Source organism: Bradyrhizobium sp. I71, assembly GCF_022354745.1.
GTDB lineage: Bacteria > Pseudomonadota > Alphaproteobacteria > Rhizobiales > Xanthobacteraceae > Bradyrhizobium > Bradyrhizobium liaoningense.
The window spans coordinates 5,304,081-5,321,458 of record NZ_CP059398.1; the positions used below are offsets into that span (position 1 = coordinate 5,304,081).

Below are 17,378 nucleotides of genomic sequence, written 5' to 3' on the forward strand. Positions count from 1 at the left end.
CCACCCCCACGTCGCGGGGCATCAATTCCCTGATGTCGCGACGTTATAATGTAACATCGCTCGATCGGTCTGCAGATGTCAACGGCGAGCCGGGGCTGCGCATGCAGTCGGCCTGTCCGATGTGTCGTTCGGGCAACTAGCGCCCTTCGCGGACCCAGGTCGCGGCGAACGCGCCGAGCAGCAGCAACAGGCCGACCAGGCCGGAGAAGATCGGCAGCACGCCGACGCCCTTCACCACGCTGGCGTCGCGCATCCGCACGCCCATCCAGCCGTCGCCATGGAAGACGCTGGCTGAGCGCACCGGCAGGATGCGCGGCAGCTCGACGCTGGAGCCATTGGCCACGCGCACGGCGTCGCCGCCCGTTGCCTGCGTCAGCGGCTTCAGCGTATCGACCGTGGAGGTGACTTCCGAAAACTCCTTCGGATTGGTCGGGCCGACATTGATCAGCGCCTTCAGCGTGCCGTCGGTGGCCTGCCACAGGCCGAGCTCGTTCGCCGGCAGGCTGGCGCGCCACTCGCCGGGATCGGCAGCCGCCAGCGTCAAGTCGTGCGACACGCCCGATGGCGAGGTCACGCTCACCGGCTGGACGCTGTCCGCCATGGTCTGGCGCACCACGACGAGGTCCTTGCCCTGCACCTGGAGCCGCAGCGCTTCCTCGTCCAGATCAGGCTGCTTCATCAGCCAGTGCGACATCCGCCTGAGCAGGTCGAGATGCGGTCCGCCGCCCTCATAGCCGCGCGCCCACAGCCAGATGTGGTCGGAGAGCAGCAGCGCGACGCGGCCCTCGCCGAAGCGCGACAGGAACAGAAGCGGCTTGCCGTCGACGCCGGTCATGACAGGCGGGTTCACCGCATTGCGGGTGTCGACGGTGCGGAAGAACCGGCTCCAGCGCGGCGGTTCGCTGGCGGAGCCCTCCAGCCCGCGCGTGACCGGATGGCGTTTGCCGATGTCGGACAGATGCGCATAGAACGGCTTTTCCGTCACGCCGACCGGCTCGGCCGGCAGCACCGAATCCAGCGGCGTGCGCCAGATGCTGGTGTTGGAGGCGTAGTCGGGCCCGGCTGAGACCAGCACCGCGCCGCCCGAGCGGACATAGCGCGCGATGTTGTCGAAATAGGCGATCGGCAGCACGCCTTGGCGGGCGTAGCGGTCGAAGATGATCAGCTGGAATTCGTTGATCTTCTGCTGGAACAGCTCGCGCGTCGGAAACGCGATCAGCGACAATTCGTTGATCGGCGTGCCGTCCTGCTTCTCCGGTGGGCGCAGGATGGTGAAGTGGACGAGGTCGACGCTGGCGTCGGACTTGAGCAGATTGCGCCAGGTGCGCTCGCCCGAATGCGGCTCGCCCGAGACCAGGAGCACGCGCAGCTTGTCGCGCACGCCGTCGATGGCGACGACGGCGCGGTTGTTCACCGGCGTCAATTCGCGTTCGAGCGGCGAGGCCTCGATCTCGACGATGTTCGGACCGGCGTGCTTGATGTCGACGTCGACGCTGGCGCTCTGGCCGCTTCCCAGCGTGCGCTCGTTGATGACCTCGCCGTCCCGGCGGATCGTGACCCTGGCGCGCTCGCCGGAGACGCCCTGGTCGTCGAGGCGGTAGTTGATGGTCTGGGTCTGCCCGACGATGCCGAAGCGCGGTGCCGCCGTGATCGCGATGCGGCGGTCGCGCTCGTCCTTCTGCCCCGTGACCAGCGCGTGCACCGGCGCCTGGAAACCGAGCGCGGCGGCGTTCGCCGGGATGTCGTGGACGCGGCCGTCGGTGATCAGGAACGCGCCGGCGACGCGGTCGACCGGCACGTCCGCCAATGCCGAGGCGAGGGCGCCGAACAGTTTCGTGCCGTCGGTCTCGCCGTCGGCCTGTCCGGCCTCGACGACGCGGACTTCGAGGCCCTTGATCTTCTTCAGGCTGTCGACCAGCGCTTCCTGCGCCTGGGCGGCTTCACGGTTGCGGTTGCCGAAATTCTGGCTCGGACTCTTGTCGACGACGACGGCTGCCACCGAGGTGAGGGGATCGCGGTCCTCGCGGGTGAAGGAGGGATTGGCGAGCGCCAGCAGGACCAGCGCCAGCGCGGCCACGCGCACCGCGGCGCCGCGTGCGCGTGCCAGCAGCAGCACGAGCGCGATGACGACGATCGCGGCGAGCGCGAGCCACAGCACGATCGCGGGAACAAGTGGCGTGAATGCGATGCCGTAGTTCATGGCGTCACTCTCTCGGCATCGTCATGCCCGGGCTTGTCCCGGGCATCCACGTTCTTCATGCCGCGTGGCAAGGCGTGGATGGCCGGGACGTAGGCGAGCGAAGCGACGCCGTCCTTCGGGCGGCTATGCCCGGCCATGACGGCTTCGTTCTTGCGGATGTCGCGATTCAACATTCGCATCATTGCCCCAGCCGTTCGATCAGCGCCGGAGCGTGCACCTGGTCGGCCTTGTAGTTGCCGGTCAGCGTGTACATCACGATATTGGCGCCGGCGCGGTAGGCGAATTCGCGCTGGCGGGCGTCGCCGCCGGTCACCGGCAGCATGGCTTGTCCGTCGGGCCGCACCGCCCAGGCGCCGGCGAGATCGTTCGATGTGATGATGATCGGCGAGACGCCGTCGCCGCCGCGCGCCGGCCGTTGCGCGCTGTCTTCGTCCTCTTCGCGCGGCAGCGTCTCGACCCAGGTCTGGCCGGCGGTGAAGCGGCCGGGGAAATCGCGCAGCAGATAGAAGGTCTTGGTCAGCACGTGCTCGCGCGGCACGGGCTCGAGCTCGGGCACGTCGAGCGAGGAGAGTATCTCGCGCAGCGTCTGCATGCCCGGGGTCTGCGACGCCCCGTTCGCGCCGGGCGGCGCCTCGATCGCGTCGCGGGTGTCGAACAGCACGGTGCCGCCCTGCTTCATGTAGGCGTCGATCTTGTTGATGGCGTCCTGCGGCGGCTTCGGTGCGCCCGGCACGATCGGCCAGTAGATCAGCGGGAAGAAGGCGAGCTCGTCGCGCGCCGGGTCGATGCCGACGGGATCGCCGGCCTCGAGCGCGGTGCGCTGGGCCAGGAACAGCGTCAGCCCGTTCATCCCCGCCTTGACGATGGAATCGACGTCGGCATTGCCCGTCACGACATAGGCGAGTCGCGTCTGCGATACCGCCTTCATCGCGAACTCGTCCGCGGCGCCGTCGGCGCGCGCCGGCGTCGGCGCAAACGACATCAGGCCTGCGAGCGCCAGTGCGAACACGATCATTGCCGGCGCGGCGCGGCGGCGCAGCAGCGCGGCAATCCCGCCGCCGAGCACCGCGACGATGAGGGCGTCGACCAGGAACAGCGCGAGCGCGGTGGACAGCAGCCAGCCGCGCAGATCCCGCGGTTCGGCATTGGTGTAGGTGGCGTGCCGGGCGCGCAGGCTCGCGGTGTTCAGGGCCGCGATGCGGTCGGCGGCAGCAAGCGTGTTCACGGCAAGCGGTCCTTCTGCCGGACCATAGAAGCCCGGCGGATGATCGGGTGTGGCCCGATCGCGATAATCGGCAGGCAGCGGTTTTGCGGTCGCCGGCGGCGGGCCGAACGCGCCGAAACCGTCGAGGATGTGCAGCGGCGCCACCGTCTCGGCGGTCGCCTCGCTGGCAACGCCGGCGCCGGGCTTGGCGGTGTAGCCCGACATGTCGACCACCCGCCGCAGCATTTCGACGAAGGTGCCCGACATCGGCAGGTCCGACCAGCGCATGTCGGCGCTGACGTGGAACAGGCTGACGAGCCCCTTGCCGCGATGCTCGCCGGTCACCAGCGGCGTGCCGTCTTCCAGCGAGGCCCAGCTCTTGGTGGCGAGCACGGCGTCGGGCTCGGCCAGCACCTGGCGACTCACCGTGACGTCCTTGGGGACCACGACGCCGGCAAAGGGGCCGTCGGCCGCGAAGGAGGCCAGATGCTGGGGCTTCTCCCAGGTCAGGCTGCCGCCGAGCGTCCGACCGCCCTTGCGCAGCTTGACCGGCACGAGGTCGTCCTCGGCCTGCGCCAGCCGGGGGCCGGCGAACCGCACCAGCACGCCGCCCTGGTCGACCCAGGCATTGAGGCGCTCGCGGAGTTCGGGGGAGATGGTGCCGACATCGGCGAGGATGATCATCGGCAGCTTCTGGTCCAAAAATTGTGTGATGCCCTGCTGCGGCGAGCCCTTGTCGGCGAGCCGGACGTCGGCGAACGGCGCCAGCGCGCGGGTGAGATAGAAGGTCGGCGCCAGCAGCGGCTGCGCGGTCTCGCTGGTCGAGCCCGAGACGATGCCGATGGCGCGGCGGCGCCAGCGCTTGTCGAGCAGCTGCACCGCGCCGGCCGAGCGCTCGCCGGATATTTCGAGCCGGGTGATGTCGTTGCGCAGCTCGACCGGCAGATCGAACGCGGCTTCGGTCTCCTTGTCCTGCGGGCCGAACGAATAGCGCGCTTCTCCGATCGGCGAGGCCTTCTGGTCGAGTGCGCGCACGGTGCCGACCGCGATGCCGCTGTCGGTGCGCAGCACCTTCACCGTCATCTTCGCCGCGGCGTTCTCGGCCGCGACCAGCGCCAGCGGCGAGGAGGTGCCGCCTTCGAACACGGTCAGGCTGCGATCGCCGATGGTCTTGCCGAGGCCCTGCACGAAGTCTTCGCCGCGGCCGGTGTCGATGCCGTCGGAGAGCCAGGCGATCTCGCAGTCGCCTGTGACTTTGAGGAAACGGTCGACCGCGGCCAGCGTCTCGACGCGATCGATCGAATAGGGCTTCGGCGCGAGTTGCCGCAGCGCCACGCGCGCCGCACCCGCCGGCATCAGCGTGATGTCGCGGTTCGGCTCCGACAGCGGCACCAGAGCGATGGCGCGGCCGTCGTTGTCGGCATTGGCGATCAGCTCGTCGGCGGTCCTGATCCTGACGTCCCAGTGCGATGCGGCGCTCCAGCCGTCGTCGAACATGATCATCAGCGGCGCCCTGCTGCCGGCGGCGCCTGTCTGCGGATTCCAGATCGGGCCGGCGGCGGCGAAGATCACCAGCGCGGCGGCGAGCAGGCGGAGCGCCGTCAGCCACCACGGCGTCCGCGAGGGCGTCTCCTCCCTGGGGGCGATGTCGAACAGTAGGCGCGTCGGCGGAAACTCGATGCGGCGCGGCCGCGGCGGCATCACGCGGAGCAGCCACCACAGCACGGGCAGGCTGACGAGGCCGATCAGGAGCAGCGGTTGGGTGAAGGCGAGCGGCAATCCCATCATGCGGCCGGCCCCACCTTGATCGTCGTGGTGCGGGCGCCCGACTTGCTCACCTGCATGCCGGCATGCAGGAACAGCAGCAGCTCGGCGGCCGAGCGGTCGGTCGCGTGCGTCGTGAACAGCCAGTCCAGCTTGTTGGTCTCGGCGCGGATCTGGTCGCGATGCAGGGCGAGCCGCGCGGTATAGTCCTGCGCCCAGCTCTCGGCGCGACCGGCGGTGATCACGCCAAAGCCTTCGGGCTCGACGAACTCGACGCGGCCGGAATAGGGAAACGACTCCTCGGCGGGATCGACGACCTGCACCATCGTGCCGTGCGCGCCGGAGCTGGAGAGCCCTGCAAGCATCGTCCTGATCTCGGAGATCGGCGACCAGAAATCCGACAGCACGATGATCTCGGCCAGCGCCGCGGGCACGAAGGACGGCGGCAGGCTCAGCCGGTCGGCATCGTCATGCAGCATCGCCTGCGCCATCCTGTCGATGACGCTGCGGCTCGCGGTCGGCGCCATCAGCCCGGGAATGCCGACGCGCTCGCCGCCGGAGACGAGCAGCTCGGCCAGCGCGAAGGCGACGATCAGGGTCCGCTCGAGCTTGGATTCGCGCGCGGTCTTCGAGGCGAACGCCATCGAGGGCGAGCGGTCAGGCCAGATCCAGACCGTGTGCGAGGCTTCCCATTCGAGCTCGCGGACATAGAGATGGTCGTCACGCGCCGAGCGGCGCCAGTCGACATTCTGCGACGGCTCGCCGGAGACGAAGCGGCGGTACTGCCAGAAATTTTCGCCGGCGCCGGCGCGGCGCCTTCCATGCAGGCCGTGGATGACGTTGGCAGCGATGCGGCGGGCCTCGAGCACCAGACGCGGCAGCGAAGCGGCGAGCGTGCGACTTTCGCCATCGGCACGTCGGATCGCCAGTGTTTCCTTCGCTGCGCGCCCGTTCTCCGCTGCCATCAACCGATCCGTGTCTTCAATTGCCGGATCACGTCCGGAATCGTGCGGCCTTCGGCGCGCGCCTGGAACGTCAGCGCCATGCGGTGCTTCAGCACGGGTTCGGCGAGGTCGAGCACGTCGTCGACCGAGGGCGCGAGGCGCCCGTCGATCAGCGCACGTGCGCGTACGGCCAGCATCAGCGATTGGCTGGCGCGCGGGCCGGGTCCCCAGGCGATGAACTTGCCGGCTTCGCCGGCGTCCGGACCCGGGCGGGCCGAGCGTACCAGCGACAGGATCGCCTCCACGACGGAATCGCCGACCGGCAGGCGCCGGATCAGCCGCTGCGCGGTGATCAGCGCATCCGCGGTCATCGAGCCCCTGGCCAGCGTCTCCTCCGCGCCGGTGGTCTCGAACAGGATGCGGCGCTCCGCATCGCGATCGGGATAGTCGACGTCGATCTCCATCAGGAAGCGGTCGAGCTGGGCTTCGGGCAGCGGATAGGTGCCTTCCTGCTCCAGCGGGTTCTGCGTCGCGAGCACGTGGAACGGCTTGGGCAGATCGTGTCGCGCGCCGGCAACGGTGATGTGCTGCTCCTGCATCGCCTGCAAGAGCGCCGACTGGGTGCGCGGGCTGGCGCGGTTGATCTCGTCGGCCATCAGCAGCTGCGCGAACACGGGACCGGCGATGAAGCGGAAGGCGCGCTTGCCCGCGGTGCTCTCGTCCAGCACCTCGGCGCCGAGAATGTCGGACGGCATCAGATCGGGGGTGAACTGGATGCGCTTGGCGTCGAGACCGAGCGTGACGCCGAGCGTCTCCACCAGCTTGGTCTTGGCGAGGCCCGGCACGCCGATCAGGAGCGCATGGCCGCCGGAGAGAATGGTGACCAGCGTGTTCTCGATCACGCGATCCTGGCCGAAGATGACGGAGGCGATCGCTTCCTTTGCGGCGCGAATCTGGCTCGACACCTGCTCGGCCGAACGGACGATCCCGTCCTCGAGTTTCTCGACACTCTCCGCCATTCGCTCGCTCCTTCAGCCTGCCACGCGGCTTGCCTGCATCGTCACGTCACCACGTCACGTCGGGTCATCACGTCACGTCATGGGCCCTATGCTAGACTTGCAGGAAGGCCATGTATTCGTTGAATTAACCTATCCCCACCTTATCGGCTTCGGGGTATGTACGGCATCACGAAGTGGCGACCTCCACACCGGACTATTCCGGATGGAACCGCACACCCGAGTACAACGTAGACCTGCACCAATCGTGCCAATCACAGAGTCAGGGCAAACCATGGCGAACCAAGGGCAGAGCGCCGATCGCGGTCTCGAGGGGCTGACTGCGGCCGCCAAAAGCGCTGCCAATGCCGAAGGCGCCAAAAAGGGTCTGCCTCCGGTGCATCTGTGGAATCCGCCGTTTTGCGGCGATCTCGACATCCGAATCGCGTCCGATGGTACTTGGTTCTACTTGGGAACGCCAATCGGACGTCCTGCCCTGGTCCGCCTGTTTTCGACCATCCTCAAGCGCGAGGGCGACAAGCATTTCCTGGTCACGCCCGTGGAGAAGGTCGGCATCCGCGTCGACGATGCGCCGTTCATGGCGGTCGAGATGCAGAAGGACGGCGAGGGCAGCAATCGCGTGCTGCGCTTCCGCACCAATGTCGATGACTGGGTCACCTGCGATGCCGCGCACCGGCTGCGTTTCGAGCAGGCACCGGATGGCGGGCTGACACCCTACTTGCACGTCCGCGCCGATCTCTGGGCCAAGGTCACAAGGGCGCTCTATTACGATCTGGTTGACATGGGCGAGGAGCGGATGGTCGATGGCCAGCCGATGTTCGGCGTCGAGTCGGCCGGCGAGTTCTTCGCCATGGCCGATGCGGAGCAGGTGAGGGCCGCGCTTTGAATTTGAACAAGCCTATCCTGACGAACGCGCCCGTCGCGATGGGAGCCGAGGATTTCTTCGCCCGTTCGCGGGCGAAGCTAGGCTTCGACGTGCCGCCGGGCCTGTACGATCCGAACATCATCCCGGCCTCGGGCGATCCCGGCACCGACAAGATGCTCGAGATCATCGCGCGCGAGCAGCCGGTGCGGCCGGCGGCGGTCCTGATCGCGGTGGTCGACCATCCCGAGCCCACCATCCTGCTGACGCAGCGCTCGGCCCATCTCAACGACCATGCCGGCCAGATCGCGTTTCCCGGCGGCAAGATCGATGCGACCGATTCCTCCCCGCTGGATGCGGCGCTGCGCGAGGCAGAGGAGGAGGTCGGGCTGTCCAGAGACTTCGTCGAGCCGCTCGGCTATCTCGATCTCTACGGCACCGCCTTCGGCTTCCGCATCCTGCCGACGGTCGCGAGGGTCAGGCCCGGATTTTCGCTCACCATCAACCATTCCGAGGTTGATGATGCGTTCGAGGTGCCGCTATCCTTCCTGATGGATCCGGTGAACCACCAGGTGCACAGCAAGGAATTCCGTGGCATGGCGCGATCCTATTACGCGATGCCGTTCGCGGAACGCTACATCTGGGGTGCGACGGCCGGAATGTTGCGTGTGCTGTATGAGCGGATCTATTCATCATGATCCGGACGATTCTGACCGAGATCGGAATCTTCCTCATCCCCTTTGCCGTCTATGCGCTGTTCCTGGCCGCAACGCGGTCCGGCCTGTTCGCGCGATCCTCCTGGCCGGTCGCGATCGTCGCGCGTCTCGCGCTGGTGGCGATCGTGCTCGTCATCGCGGGCCTGATCGGTCTTGCGCATTTCTCCGGCGCGCCGCCGGATTCGACCTACGTTCCCGCCCATGTCGAGAACGGCAAGCTCGTGCCGGGCACGGAAAAATAGGGGCCGACCGATGAGCGCGGAGCCGCTGCTTGCCCATGCGCCCTGGCTGACCGCAGGCGGGACCGCGCGTGTCCTGCAACTGCTCGCCACCGACGGCGAGGAGGCGCGTGTGGTCGGCGGCGCCGTCCGCAATGCGCTGCTCGGTCTCTTGCCTGGCGACATCGACATCGCGACCACGGCGCTGCCGGACGAGGTGATGCGGCGTGCCGCGTCCGCCGGCATCAAGGGCGTGCCGACCGGCATCGACCACGGCACCGTCACGCTGGTGATCGACGGACACCCCTATGAAGTCACCACGCTGCGCGAGGACACCGAGACCTTCGGCCGCAAGGCCAGGGTCGCGTTCGGCCGCGACTGGGTGAAGGATGCCGAGCGGCGCGACTTCACCATGAACGGCTTGTCGGTCGATGCTGATGGTGTCGTGTACGACTATGTCGGCGGCATCGCCGATGCGAGAGCCCGCCGCGTGCGCTTCATCGGCGATCCCGACCAGCGCATCGCCGAGGACTATTTGCGCATCCTGCGCTTCTTCCGCATCCATGCCGCTTTTGGTGCCGGCGAGCCCGACCGCGACGGCTATCTCGCCTGCATCCGCGGGCGCGCGGGCCTGGCTAGCCTCTCGGCCGAGCGGGTGCGCATGGAGATGCTGAAATTGCTGGTGGCCGGCGGCGCAGCCGCGGCGGTGTTGGCAATGGCCGAGGGCGGATTGCTGCAGGCGCTGATCGGCGTCGTCTATACGGGCCCCCTGGCGACGATGATCGCGATCGAGCGCGAGCTCGGGCTCGCGCCAAGCAGCACGCGACGCCTGGCCGCGCTGTCGGTCGCCGTCACCGAAGACGCCAAGCGCGTTGCCGTGCGCTTGCGTCTCTCCAACGCCGAAACCAAGGCGCTGGATTCGATGGGGCACCGCTGGTGGCGCCTGGCCACCAAGGATGAAGCCGATGCACGGCGGCTGCTCTACCGGCTCGGTGCCGAGCGCTATCACGATCGCGTCTTGCTGGGCTGGGCGAGGAACGGCGGCGACGTCGCCTCGTCGCGCTGGCGGGCGCTCGCCGAGCTGCCGCAGCGCTGGACCGCACCGAAATTTCCGCTCAAGGCCGCCGACTTCATCGCGCGCGGTCTGTCCGAAGGACCCGCGCTCGGACATGTGTTGACGCTCGCCGAGGACGCCTGGCTCGCGGCGGATTTTCCGCTGGAGGAAGCCGCGCTCGCTTCCATCGCCGATCAAGCTGTGGCGCGAATCCGCCGCGATCAGAAAACGTGACCTTCGGTGCCGAGCCCCCGCGGTGATGAATCTTGATTGCTACAACGACGGAGGTGCACTCTCTCTCCCGGCGCTTCGCGCCGACCTCTTCCGCAAGCGGAAGAGAGGTGAAAGGCCCGCGGCGATCGATTCAACTAAAGCCATTCCGCTTTAGGCCGACCGCCTTCCTGCACGCATAACGCTTCGGTCCGACCGGGGCGCCCACGGGTCGCCCGAGGGATCGTCACCGAGGCTCTCTGCAAGAAAGTCGATGAAGAGGCGGAGCCGGCTCGGTACGAAACGCCGATGCGGGTACAGGACATGCACGCCGAGGCTGCCCCAGTCGCAATCCTCCAGGATCGGGACCAGCAGGCCCGCCTCGATGTCCCTGCCGCAGACAAATGACGGAAGCCACGAGACGCCAAGCCCCGCCACCGCCGCCTTGCGCAACGTATCGGCGCTGGTCGAGGCGAGCCGGGCGGTCATCCTGACCTTCCCCTGCATCTCACGCCGGCGCCAGGACCAATCGAGACGAGGTGCGGGCTGCGAGAAGGTCAGCGCGGGCAAGGCCGAGAGCATCTCGGGCGTGTCGGGAACGCCGTGTCGGGCCAGGAAGTCCGCGCTTGCCACGACGTGGAAGTGGGTCGTCGCGAGCTTGCGTCCTATCAGCGCGGTGTCGAGCGACGGCGCGACCCGGATCGCCATGTCGAAGCCTTCCTGCACGAGATCCACCGGGCGGTTCGTCAGGTCGGCGACGACGGCAATGCCGGGATGCCGCGACATGAAATCGACGAGCAGCGGCGCCAGGTGGTCCTGGCCGAGCTCGACCGGCGCCGTCACGCGGAGCGTCCCACGCGACTCCCGGTTCTCAGCCCCCACGGTGCCCTCCGCCTCGTCGACGGCTTCGAGGATCGCGAGCACCTTGTCGAGATAGAGTTGCCCCTCCGGCGTCGGCCGGACCGACCGGGTGGTTCTGTCCAGCAGCCGGGCTCCGGTGCGCTCCTCGAGATGACCGACATGCTTGGCCACCATCGCGGCCGACATCGCGCAGGCGCGCGCCGCCGCGTTGAAGCCGCCGAGCTCAACCACCCGCACGAAAACACGCATGCTGCTCAGCGTATCCATGGCCTATCCCACACTCCCAGTCAGCATCGATCCTACCAGACGGTGAATTCTCGCAAACGTGACGGCGACATAGACCGCTGCGCGAGCCCGATCGGGCGATTGCGAACAAGAGGTACCACATGAGGACATTGCTGCAATTCGACTTCGCGTTCGATGGGCCGTGGGGCGAAGATCTTCAAATCGCCTGCCGCGATCTTGCGGACGACATCGCGGCCCAGCCCGGGCTGATCTGGAAGCTCTGGGTCGAGAACCGCAGTGCGGGCCGCGCGGGGGGCGTCTATCTGTTCGAGACGCCGGAAGCTGCCGCAGCCTATGTGGTCAAGCATCGGCCGCGTCTCGCCGCCTTCGGCGTGACCGACCCGGTGATCTCGTCCTTCAGCCTCAATCTGCCGCTGTCCCGCATGACGCGCGCGCCGCTGTGAGAGGGCAAGCGATGTACACGACCATTGCCGAAGTCGAGATCGAGGATCTCGCGCGCTTTCTTTCCATCTTCGCAACGGACGGCCGCAGCAAGCGGGAGGCGCATGGGAGCCTCGGGGCCGAAGTGCTGTTCGCATCGGATGGCTCGGACAGGGTGATCGTCCTGATCGACTGGCGGGACGAAGCGGCCTGCGACGCCTTTCGATCCGACGCCTCGGTGCCGGCGACGATGGCCAAAGGCGGCGCCAAGGGCCGCCCGCGGTTCACCCCCGTCATCAGGGCGGGCCGGTTCGCCGCATGACGCCGGACGCGGCGGCCGGTTCGGCCGCCGCGTGCCTCGGCGGTTGCCTTGCCGCGGATTCTCCACTAGACGAGGCCGTGCTCGCTTCCATCGCAGATCAGGCTGCGGCTCGAATTAGCCGCGATCAGAAAAATTGACCATCGTCTCAGGCTTCGCTGACATCTCGCTTCTGCAGCTCCTGCTGGTGGCAACGATGGCGTTGTTTGCTTCGATCATCGGTGGTCTTGCCGGCTACGGCACCGGCGCCCTGATGCCGCTGGTGCTGGTGCCGCTGGTCGGCGCCGAGCCCGTGGTGCCGATCATCGCGATCTCCGCGATGTTCACCAATCTCAGCCGCGCCATCGCTTATCTGCGCTACGCCGACCGCCGCCGCGCGCTGATCGTGCTCGCCTGCGCGGCACTGACGACGGCGCTCGGCGCCTACGGCTATACGCGCCTGACCAGTGCGGGCGCGGCGCTCGTGATCGGCACCATGCTGATCCTGAGCGTGCCGCTGCGCCGCGTGCTGCGTCGGCGCAGCGTGCGGATCGGCGACACTGGCCTCGCCGCCGGCTCCGTCGGCTACGGCGTGCTGGTCGGCGGCACCTCGGGCTCCGGCGTGATCCTGCTGTCGCTCCTGATGGCCACGGGGCTCGAAGGCGCCGCCGTGATCGCGACCGATGCGATGATCTCGCTCGGCACCGGCCTCATCAAGATCTCGGTGTTCGGCCTCGCCGGCGCCGTGACGGCGCAGGTGCTCGCCTTCGCACTTTTGATCGGCGGCATCGCAATCCCCGGCGCATTTCTCGCAAAGGCCGTCGTCGAACGGATGCCGGTGCACATCCACGCCGCGATCCTGGACGTCGCGGTCATCACGGGCGGGCTGGTGATGATCTCGGCCGCGGCGAGACAGCTCGTCGCGTAGATGACGCCGGTTCAGTTGGCGTTCGCACCGGACCATCGTACCCGCAGACGTCGGCCCCGAGCACAAGCCGGAAGCCGCCCGGCTTGGCCGTCCTCGGCCGCTTGGTTGGCCTGAAGCGGTTTCCGCCCCGATGGATCGGAACGGAGACGCTTTATCCTTCGAGCGAGCCGGGATGTAATTCGCTGGAGAACGCTCTAGCGCGGATGGAATTGCGGAGACGCCCCCGCGAGTTGACCTTCGTCAATAATCCCGCTCCGATTTGAGCATCATGCGCGTTCTGAGGTGGTAATCTGAATCGCGGGGAACTTGCCATGTTCAAGTTTAAGCGCGTTCCATTTACCCCTGGTGATCTGACCAATCATCAATGGGGCACCGATGACGTCCTCGCGGGTGATCCAACCAAAACTATTCTGATCGGGGATGCTGGCGGCAGCATGTTCGATTCTTCGAGGGGCGGCAACGACACCTTTACGGGACCCTCGTTTGCGGAGGGCGCCCTCATCCACTACACCTTCTACGGTGATGCGGCCGGCGGCATGTTCGATCTTGCTCGTGGCGGCGACGATACCTTCACGTTCGCTTCACCGAGCAACACCGCTTACGGCGACGCGGGCGATGATATGTCCGATCACAGTAAGGGTGGTAACGACATTTTCAGCGGAACCGGCCCCGCTACCAACACTTTCTATGGCGATGCGGGCGGCGACATGTCCGGCCATGCTCGTGGCGGCGACGATACCTTCACGGGCGGCAGCGGTGGCGGCATCAATACTTTCTACGGCGATGCGGGCGGCAGCATGTCCGGCCATGCTCGGGGCGGCAACGACACTTTCACGGGCGGCGCCTTCACCTCCAACGTTTCCTATGGCGATGCGGGCGGCAACATGTCGGGCCACGCTCGGGGCGGTAACGATACCTTCACCGGCGGCGCCTTCTCCTTCAACACTTTCTATGGCGATGCGGGCGGCGACATGTCCGGCTGTGCTCAGGGCGGCGACGATATCTTCGCGGGCACCATCGACTTCCCTGTTCCCTCATCCAACACTTTCTATGGCGATGCGGGCGGCAACATGTCAGGCCACGCTCAGGGCGGGGGCGACGCCTTCACGGGCTCCAGCAAGGCCTCCAACGCTTTTTACGGCGATGCGGGCGGCAGCATGTCCGACCATGCTCAGGGTGGCAACGACAGCTTCACCGGCGGCGTCCTCTCCTCTCACACGTTCTATGGCGATGCGGGGGGCAACATGGCCGGCCATGCTTGGGGCGGCAACGACATTTTCAGCGGAGGCAACGACTCGATCAACACATTCTACGGAGATGCCGGCGGCGACATGTTGGGCCGTGCTCGGGGCGGCGATGACACCTTCACGGGCGGCAACAGCTCCCTTACAGGCTCCACCACCTTCTACGGCGACGCGGGCGGCGACATGTCCGGCCGCGCTCAGGGCGGCAACGACGCCTTCGCAGGCGGCGACAGCTTCGGTCCTGGCTCGACGAGCAACATTCTTCTCGGTGACGCGAAATCCATGTCCGGCTGCGCCGAGGGCGGCGACGATACTCTTGTCGGCGGCAGCAACTTCGGCACTGGCTCGGCGAGCAACATTCTCTTTGGTGATGCGGAATCGATGTCCGGCTGCGCCGAAGGCGGCGACGATATCTTGTTCGCGGGAACCGCGGCCCCCGGCGGGACAGTCAGCAATGCGATGTGGGGTGACGGATTGTTGCTAGGCGACGCTGATGGCGGCCGAGATCTGTTCGTGTTCAAGGACGATGGCCCGGCGACAGTCGGGACCCAGAACACTATCGAAGACTTCAGCCAAAACCAGCATGATCAGATCAAGTTCAGCAATGTGGCGGGCGTGCACTCATTCGACGATCTGGTCATCACCCAATCCGGAACTGACACCCTCGTCACCGCGGGAGCGGATCAAGTGACTCTGCACAACTTCGCAGGTTCGCTCACAGCAAACGACTTCCTATTCGCCTGAAGACGAGATGCATTGGCTTGCTGACGGGCTCACCCGCGGCCCGAAGCCGACGAAGGCTTGGGAAGATACGGACGGCCGAACCCATCGAGCTGGGCCAAGACACTCACGGAGCGCAAGGACGCTCGTGGTGTGTCGCTTAGCCGGTGTTTCTGACCGCTTCAGCCAGAATGGCGTAAAGCTGCTGCCTGCTGAATTCCTTGGGCTGCTGCCTCTCCGTTGTCCTTGACGACACCTTCTGTGTGACCGGACGGGGGCAGGGGGCCGACGACGGCCTCAGCTTCGGGGCCGGCCTTATCTTGGGCCGTGCCGTGGGCGACTTATGGCCGCGCTTCAGGCCAAGACGGGTCAGCATGCCGCAGACCGCGTTGCGACTGCAGCCGAGACGGCGCGCAATCTGCGCCGCGCTCTGTCCTTCGAACCAGAGCCTCTTGAGAAGCGCTATGTCTTTTGCATCCCAGCTCATGAGAGACATTATAGCGCCGACTGCCGGACGCGGGCTAGTCTAGTCTTCGTCGGGCTCGCGCACGACCGCCGGTTCGTCAGCATCACCTTCCTCATCGTCGTCTTCGTCCTCCTCGTCTTCATCGGGATCCCGGGGCGGCATCACGACGCCCATGAGCATGAGTGGTGTCCAGCCGTTCGCTGTGGTGGAAGATGCTTCGGAGGTGTGTTGCTTCATGTCGTTGCTGCTCCTCGAAAAGCACGCGCCGTCGAATATTCCCGCCGGGCGGTGCGCGTATGTCCAGGGCGCGATCGTTGCGGGCGCGAGGATGACATCAGGTCGATTACGCGAGCAACGGCCGCACCCACCACGCAACTGTGACGTTTGGGGCTACTTCAAACCCGAAGCCCATTTTGCTCTATGTCCACCAAGACCTCGCCGGTGGTGACTTCGGGAACCCCAAGATCGAGGTCATGCAGACTCGCCTGAACAAACGCAAGTATCTTGGCGTTCGCTGCGTTGGCGCTTTCGCGGTCATCAAATATCATCACGGCGATACCGACACCGTCGCCCGCGTCCATCACATGGTAGGATCTGAATCCCTGCGATTGCCTCAGGATCTCACCGACGCCGCTCTTGGCGCGACGCGCGGCGTCCGCGACCGAACGAACCCTGATGTACTTGCGAATGACCATATACATGGGGCCACCACGCGCCACACGCCCCTCGCATCAAAGCATATCGTCCCGGTCGGACTAGGGCAACTTTCGATACGGGCGACATCGTCCGGCCGGGCGCCGCGCAACGCGTCCTTTCCAATGAGCCATCCTCGCCCCGCAAGTGGGGGCGAGGTGCCGAGGCTCAGGAGCCCTCGAACTTAAACGATACGTTGAGCTTGGCGCGATAGGCCTCGATCTTCCCCTTGTCATCCAGTTGCATATCGAGCTTGACGACCTCTGCAACTCGAAGATCTCGGAGAGATTTTGCAGCTCGTTCGACCGCATTGGCGGCTGCCTTCTCCCATGAGTCCGTGCTGGTACCGACCAGTTCAATGACCTTGTAGACGCTATCGGGCATGTGGTCCTCCTATTGGGCAGGAGCAGGAAATCTAGCATCGCCATCTCGACGCTGATACGTCTCTGGAGATGACGCCGAAAAGGGTCTGATTGGCTGTCACTTTCCTGCTTGACCCAAGGAGGAACTGGTCGTTGCAGCTCCCAACGGACGCCCACATGGAATCGCCACCCGCTCCGCGCGTGCTGACTGTCGTCGGGAGCCAGCTTCTATTCTCTTTCGAACGAAGATGCTCTGGCCTAGTTTACAACCATCACTGCGCAGTGAACCCCAGGCGTTCAGTGGCTGAGAGATGCGTGCGCTCCCGCCTGATGGAAAGGGAGCGAACATGGCCAGCACGCGTTACTTCTTCACGGTCATGGACGGCAAGCTCATCGTTGATGAAGAAGGAACCCTTTGTTCCTCCTGGGAGGACATGCGTATGCAGGCGATCACCATGGCAGGACATTGCCTGAGAGATCTGGCGCCGAAATATCCCAACGGGCTGGAATGGCAAATGGTCGTCACGAATGAAGCAAGAGAGACCTTGCTTCGCATGCGCTTTTCGCTGAGCGAGCCCGGAGCACGTTCTTAGCCGGGTAGAGAGCGGCAACATGCATTGCCAGGGGTGGAACCTGGCGTTCGATCAAGTTCACCGGAAGCCAGGAGATTGCCTGTTGCAGTGGGCGCAACGTCACTCGAAGCAACCCCTGTCGCAATCGACCATCGCCAAGATTGGCCTCGCTAGTTGGTGAGTGGGGTGCTACACAGCCGGCATCACCGCACGCGTCGTGGCTGTTATCGGTGACTGAGAGCTTTGCGCTCCCGCCTCCACCCGAAAGAAGGCGGTCAGATGTCCAATCAGGTCAAATTCGATATTCGTGAGTGGCTGGTGCCACCGCTGTTGGTGCCGATCTTCCTCGTGTTGCTGATCGCGATCGTGGCCGTTCTATG

The 17,378-nt window shown here is 66.1% G+C and carries 19 protein-coding genes; 9 read left to right on the forward strand and 10 right to left on the reverse strand.

The genetic code is table 11. From position 1 onward, the window contains the following. Positions 1-136 precede the first annotated feature (136 nt). From FJV43_RS25565 to FJV43_RS25585, 5 genes are read right to left on the reverse strand one after another with little or no spacing between them, the layout of a single operon-like run. Positions 137-2,200 carry a hypothetical protein gene (locus FJV43_RS25565; protein WP_239621831.1) on the reverse strand — a complete coding sequence of 688 codons (2,064 nt, stop codon included), beginning with the start codon at positions 2,198-2,200 and terminating at the stop codon, positions 137-139. After that, positions 2,197-2,382, reverse strand: coding sequence for a hypothetical protein (locus FJV43_RS25570; protein ID WP_239621832.1), 186 nt, complete (start codon positions 2,380-2,382; stop codon positions 2,197-2,199). Before FJV43_RS25570 ends, FJV43_RS25565 begins: the two co-directional genes overlap by 4 nt. Next, the gene (locus FJV43_RS25575) at positions 2,379-5,192 is read right to left on the reverse strand and encodes a DUF4159 domain-containing protein (RefSeq protein ID WP_239621833.1); all 2,814 of its coding nucleotides are present in this window, start codon (positions 5,190-5,192) and stop codon (positions 2,379-2,381) included. Before FJV43_RS25575 ends, FJV43_RS25570 begins: the two co-directional genes overlap by 4 nt. After that, positions 5,189-6,133, reverse strand: a complete 945-nt coding sequence (locus FJV43_RS25580; RefSeq protein ID WP_239621834.1) for a DUF58 domain-containing protein — start codon at positions 6,131-6,133, stop codon at positions 5,189-5,191. Before FJV43_RS25580 ends, FJV43_RS25575 begins: the two co-directional genes overlap by 4 nt. Continuing rightward, positions 6,133-7,131, reverse strand: a complete 999-nt coding sequence (locus tag FJV43_RS25585) for a MoxR family ATPase (protein WP_028181301.1) — start codon at positions 7,129-7,131, stop codon at positions 6,133-6,135. The genes FJV43_RS25580 and FJV43_RS25585 overlap by 1 nt, the downstream gene beginning before the upstream one ends. 271 nt (positions 7,132-7,402) lie before the next feature. Here FJV43_RS25585 and FJV43_RS25590 point away from each other — a divergent pair, with 271 nt between their 5' ends. The 4 genes from FJV43_RS25590 to FJV43_RS25605 are packed head-to-tail and all read left to right on the forward strand — an operon-like array spanning position 7,403 to position 10,212. Then, complete coding sequence (locus tag FJV43_RS25590; RefSeq protein ID WP_239621835.1) at positions 7,403-8,014, forward strand: DUF1285 domain-containing protein; 612 nt, start codon at positions 7,403-7,405, stop codon at positions 8,012-8,014. Between the two features lie 2 nt (positions 8,015-8,016). Continuing rightward, entirely contained in the window at positions 8,017-8,688 is a 672-nt protein-coding gene (locus tag FJV43_RS25595; RefSeq protein ID WP_239621836.1) for a CoA pyrophosphatase, read from the forward strand. After that, positions 8,685-8,948: a DUF6111 family protein gene (locus FJV43_RS25600; RefSeq protein WP_239621837.1), complete on the forward strand. Its 264-nt coding sequence runs from the start codon at positions 8,685-8,687 to the stop codon at positions 8,946-8,948. The genes FJV43_RS25595 and FJV43_RS25600 overlap by 4 nt, the downstream gene beginning before the upstream one ends. Positions 8,949-8,958: 10 nt before the next feature. Further along, positions 8,959-10,212, forward strand: coding sequence for a CCA tRNA nucleotidyltransferase (locus FJV43_RS25605; RefSeq protein WP_239621838.1), 1,254 nt, complete (start codon positions 8,959-8,961; stop codon positions 10,210-10,212). Between the two features lie 150 nt (positions 10,213-10,362). Here the strand turns inward: FJV43_RS25605 and FJV43_RS25610 are convergent, their stop codons facing one another. After that, positions 10,363-11,316: a LysR family transcriptional regulator gene (locus FJV43_RS25610; protein WP_239621839.1), complete on the reverse strand. Its 954-nt coding sequence runs from the start codon at positions 11,314-11,316 to the stop codon at positions 10,363-10,365. Positions 11,317-11,435: 119 nt separating this feature from the next. On the opposite strand from FJV43_RS25610, the gene FJV43_RS25615 reads away from it, so the two are divergent. The 4 genes from FJV43_RS25615 to FJV43_RS25630 all read left to right on the forward strand — a co-directional run bounded on the left by FJV43_RS25615 (position 11,436) and on the right by FJV43_RS25630 (position 14,929). Beyond that, positions 11,436-11,738, forward strand: a complete 303-nt coding sequence (locus FJV43_RS25615; RefSeq protein ID WP_239621840.1) for a monooxygenase — start codon at positions 11,436-11,438, stop codon at positions 11,736-11,738. Positions 11,739-11,749: 11 nt separating this feature from the next. Then, the gene (locus FJV43_RS25620) at positions 11,750-12,037 is read left to right on the forward strand and encodes an antibiotic biosynthesis monooxygenase (protein WP_061029095.1); all 288 of its coding nucleotides are present in this window, start codon (positions 11,750-11,752) and stop codon (positions 12,035-12,037) included. A 133-nt stretch (positions 12,038-12,170) separates the two neighbouring features. After that, on the forward strand, positions 12,171-12,941 hold the full coding sequence (locus FJV43_RS25625; protein WP_239621841.1) for a sulfite exporter TauE/SafE family protein: 771 nt from the start codon (positions 12,171-12,173) through the stop codon (positions 12,939-12,941). Positions 12,942-13,252: 311 nt separating this feature from the next. Next, the gene (locus tag FJV43_RS25630; RefSeq protein WP_239621842.1) at positions 13,253-14,929 is read left to right on the forward strand and encodes a hypothetical protein; all 1,677 of its coding nucleotides are present in this window, start codon (positions 13,253-13,255) and stop codon (positions 14,927-14,929) included. 136 nt (positions 14,930-15,065) lie between these two features. Here the strand turns inward: FJV43_RS25630 and FJV43_RS25635 are convergent, their stop codons facing one another. From FJV43_RS25635 to FJV43_RS25650, 4 genes are all read right to left on the reverse strand, one after another. Next, a complete protein-coding gene (locus FJV43_RS25635; RefSeq protein WP_345946101.1) occupies positions 15,066-15,401 on the reverse strand; it encodes a GcrA family cell cycle regulator in 336 nt (111 codons plus the stop codon). Between the two features lie 30 nt (positions 15,402-15,431). After that, positions 15,432-15,608, reverse strand: coding sequence for a hypothetical protein (locus FJV43_RS25640; RefSeq protein ID WP_239621844.1), 177 nt, complete (start codon positions 15,606-15,608; stop codon positions 15,432-15,434). Between the two features lie 158 nt (positions 15,609-15,766). Beyond that, the gene (locus tag FJV43_RS25645; protein WP_239621845.1) at positions 15,767-16,072 is read right to left on the reverse strand and encodes a hypothetical protein; all 306 of its coding nucleotides are present in this window, start codon (positions 16,070-16,072) and stop codon (positions 15,767-15,769) included. A 160-nt stretch (positions 16,073-16,232) separates the two neighbouring features. Continuing rightward, entirely contained in the window at positions 16,233-16,448 is a 216-nt protein-coding gene (locus FJV43_RS25650; protein ID WP_028182326.1) for a dodecin family protein, read from the reverse strand. Positions 16,449-16,773: 325 nt separating this feature from the next. Here FJV43_RS25650 and FJV43_RS25655 point away from each other — a divergent pair, with 325 nt between their 5' ends. Continuing rightward, positions 16,774-17,019, forward strand: coding sequence for a hypothetical protein (locus FJV43_RS25655; RefSeq protein WP_239621846.1), 246 nt, complete (start codon positions 16,774-16,776; stop codon positions 17,017-17,019). Positions 17,020-17,378: the final 359 nt, after the last annotated feature.

Bases quoted from the DNA above. Each gene is read 5' to 3' on its own strand.
- FJV43_RS25565 (WP_239621831.1), bottom strand. From the start codon at position 2,200: ATGAACTACGGCATCGCATTCACGCCACTTGTTCCCGCGATCGTGCTG.
- FJV43_RS25570 (WP_239621832.1), bottom strand. From the start codon at position 2,382: ATGATGCGAATGTTGAATCGCGACATCCGCAAGAACGAAGCCGTCATG.
- FJV43_RS25575 (WP_239621833.1), bottom strand. From the start codon at position 5,192: ATGATGGGATTGCCGCTCGCCTTCACCCAACCGCTGCTCCTGATCGGC.
- FJV43_RS25580 (WP_239621834.1), bottom strand. From the start codon at position 6,133: ATGGCAGCGGAGAACGGGCGCGCAGCGAAGGAAACACTGGCGATCCGA.
- FJV43_RS25585 (WP_028181301.1), bottom strand. From the start codon at position 7,131: ATGGCGGAGAGTGTCGAGAAACTCGAGGACGGGATCGTCCGTTCGGCC.
- FJV43_RS25590 (WP_239621835.1), top strand. From the start codon at position 7,403: ATGGCGAACCAAGGGCAGAGCGCCGATCGCGGTCTCGAGGGGCTGACT.
- FJV43_RS25600 (WP_239621837.1), top strand. From the start codon at position 8,685: ATGATCCGGACGATTCTGACCGAGATCGGAATCTTCCTCATCCCCTTT.
- FJV43_RS25605 (WP_239621838.1), top strand. From the start codon at position 8,959: ATGAGCGCGGAGCCGCTGCTTGCCCATGCGCCCTGGCTGACCGCAGGC.
- FJV43_RS25610 (WP_239621839.1), bottom strand. From the start codon at position 11,316: ATGGATACGCTGAGCAGCATGCGTGTTTTCGTGCGGGTGGTTGAGCTC.
- FJV43_RS25615 (WP_239621840.1), top strand. From the start codon at position 11,436: ATGAGGACATTGCTGCAATTCGACTTCGCGTTCGATGGGCCGTGGGGC.
- FJV43_RS25620 (WP_061029095.1), top strand. From the start codon at position 11,750: ATGTACACGACCATTGCCGAAGTCGAGATCGAGGATCTCGCGCGCTTT.
- FJV43_RS25630 (WP_239621842.1), top strand. From the start codon at position 13,253: ATGTTCAAGTTTAAGCGCGTTCCATTTACCCCTGGTGATCTGACCAAT.
- FJV43_RS25635 (WP_345946101.1), bottom strand. From the start codon at position 15,401: ATGTCTCTCATGAGCTGGGATGCAAAAGACATAGCGCTTCTCAAGAGG.
- FJV43_RS25640 (WP_239621844.1), bottom strand. From the start codon at position 15,608: ATGAAGCAACACACCTCCGAAGCATCTTCCACCACAGCGAACGGCTGG.
- FJV43_RS25645 (WP_239621845.1), bottom strand. From the start codon at position 16,072: ATGTATATGGTCATTCGCAAGTACATCAGGGTTCGTTCGGTCGCGGAC.
- FJV43_RS25650 (WP_028182326.1), bottom strand. From the start codon at position 16,448: ATGCCCGATAGCGTCTACAAGGTCATTGAACTGGTCGGTACCAGCACG.
- FJV43_RS25655 (WP_239621846.1), top strand. From the start codon at position 16,774: ATGGCCAGCACGCGTTACTTCTTCACGGTCATGGACGGCAAGCTCATC.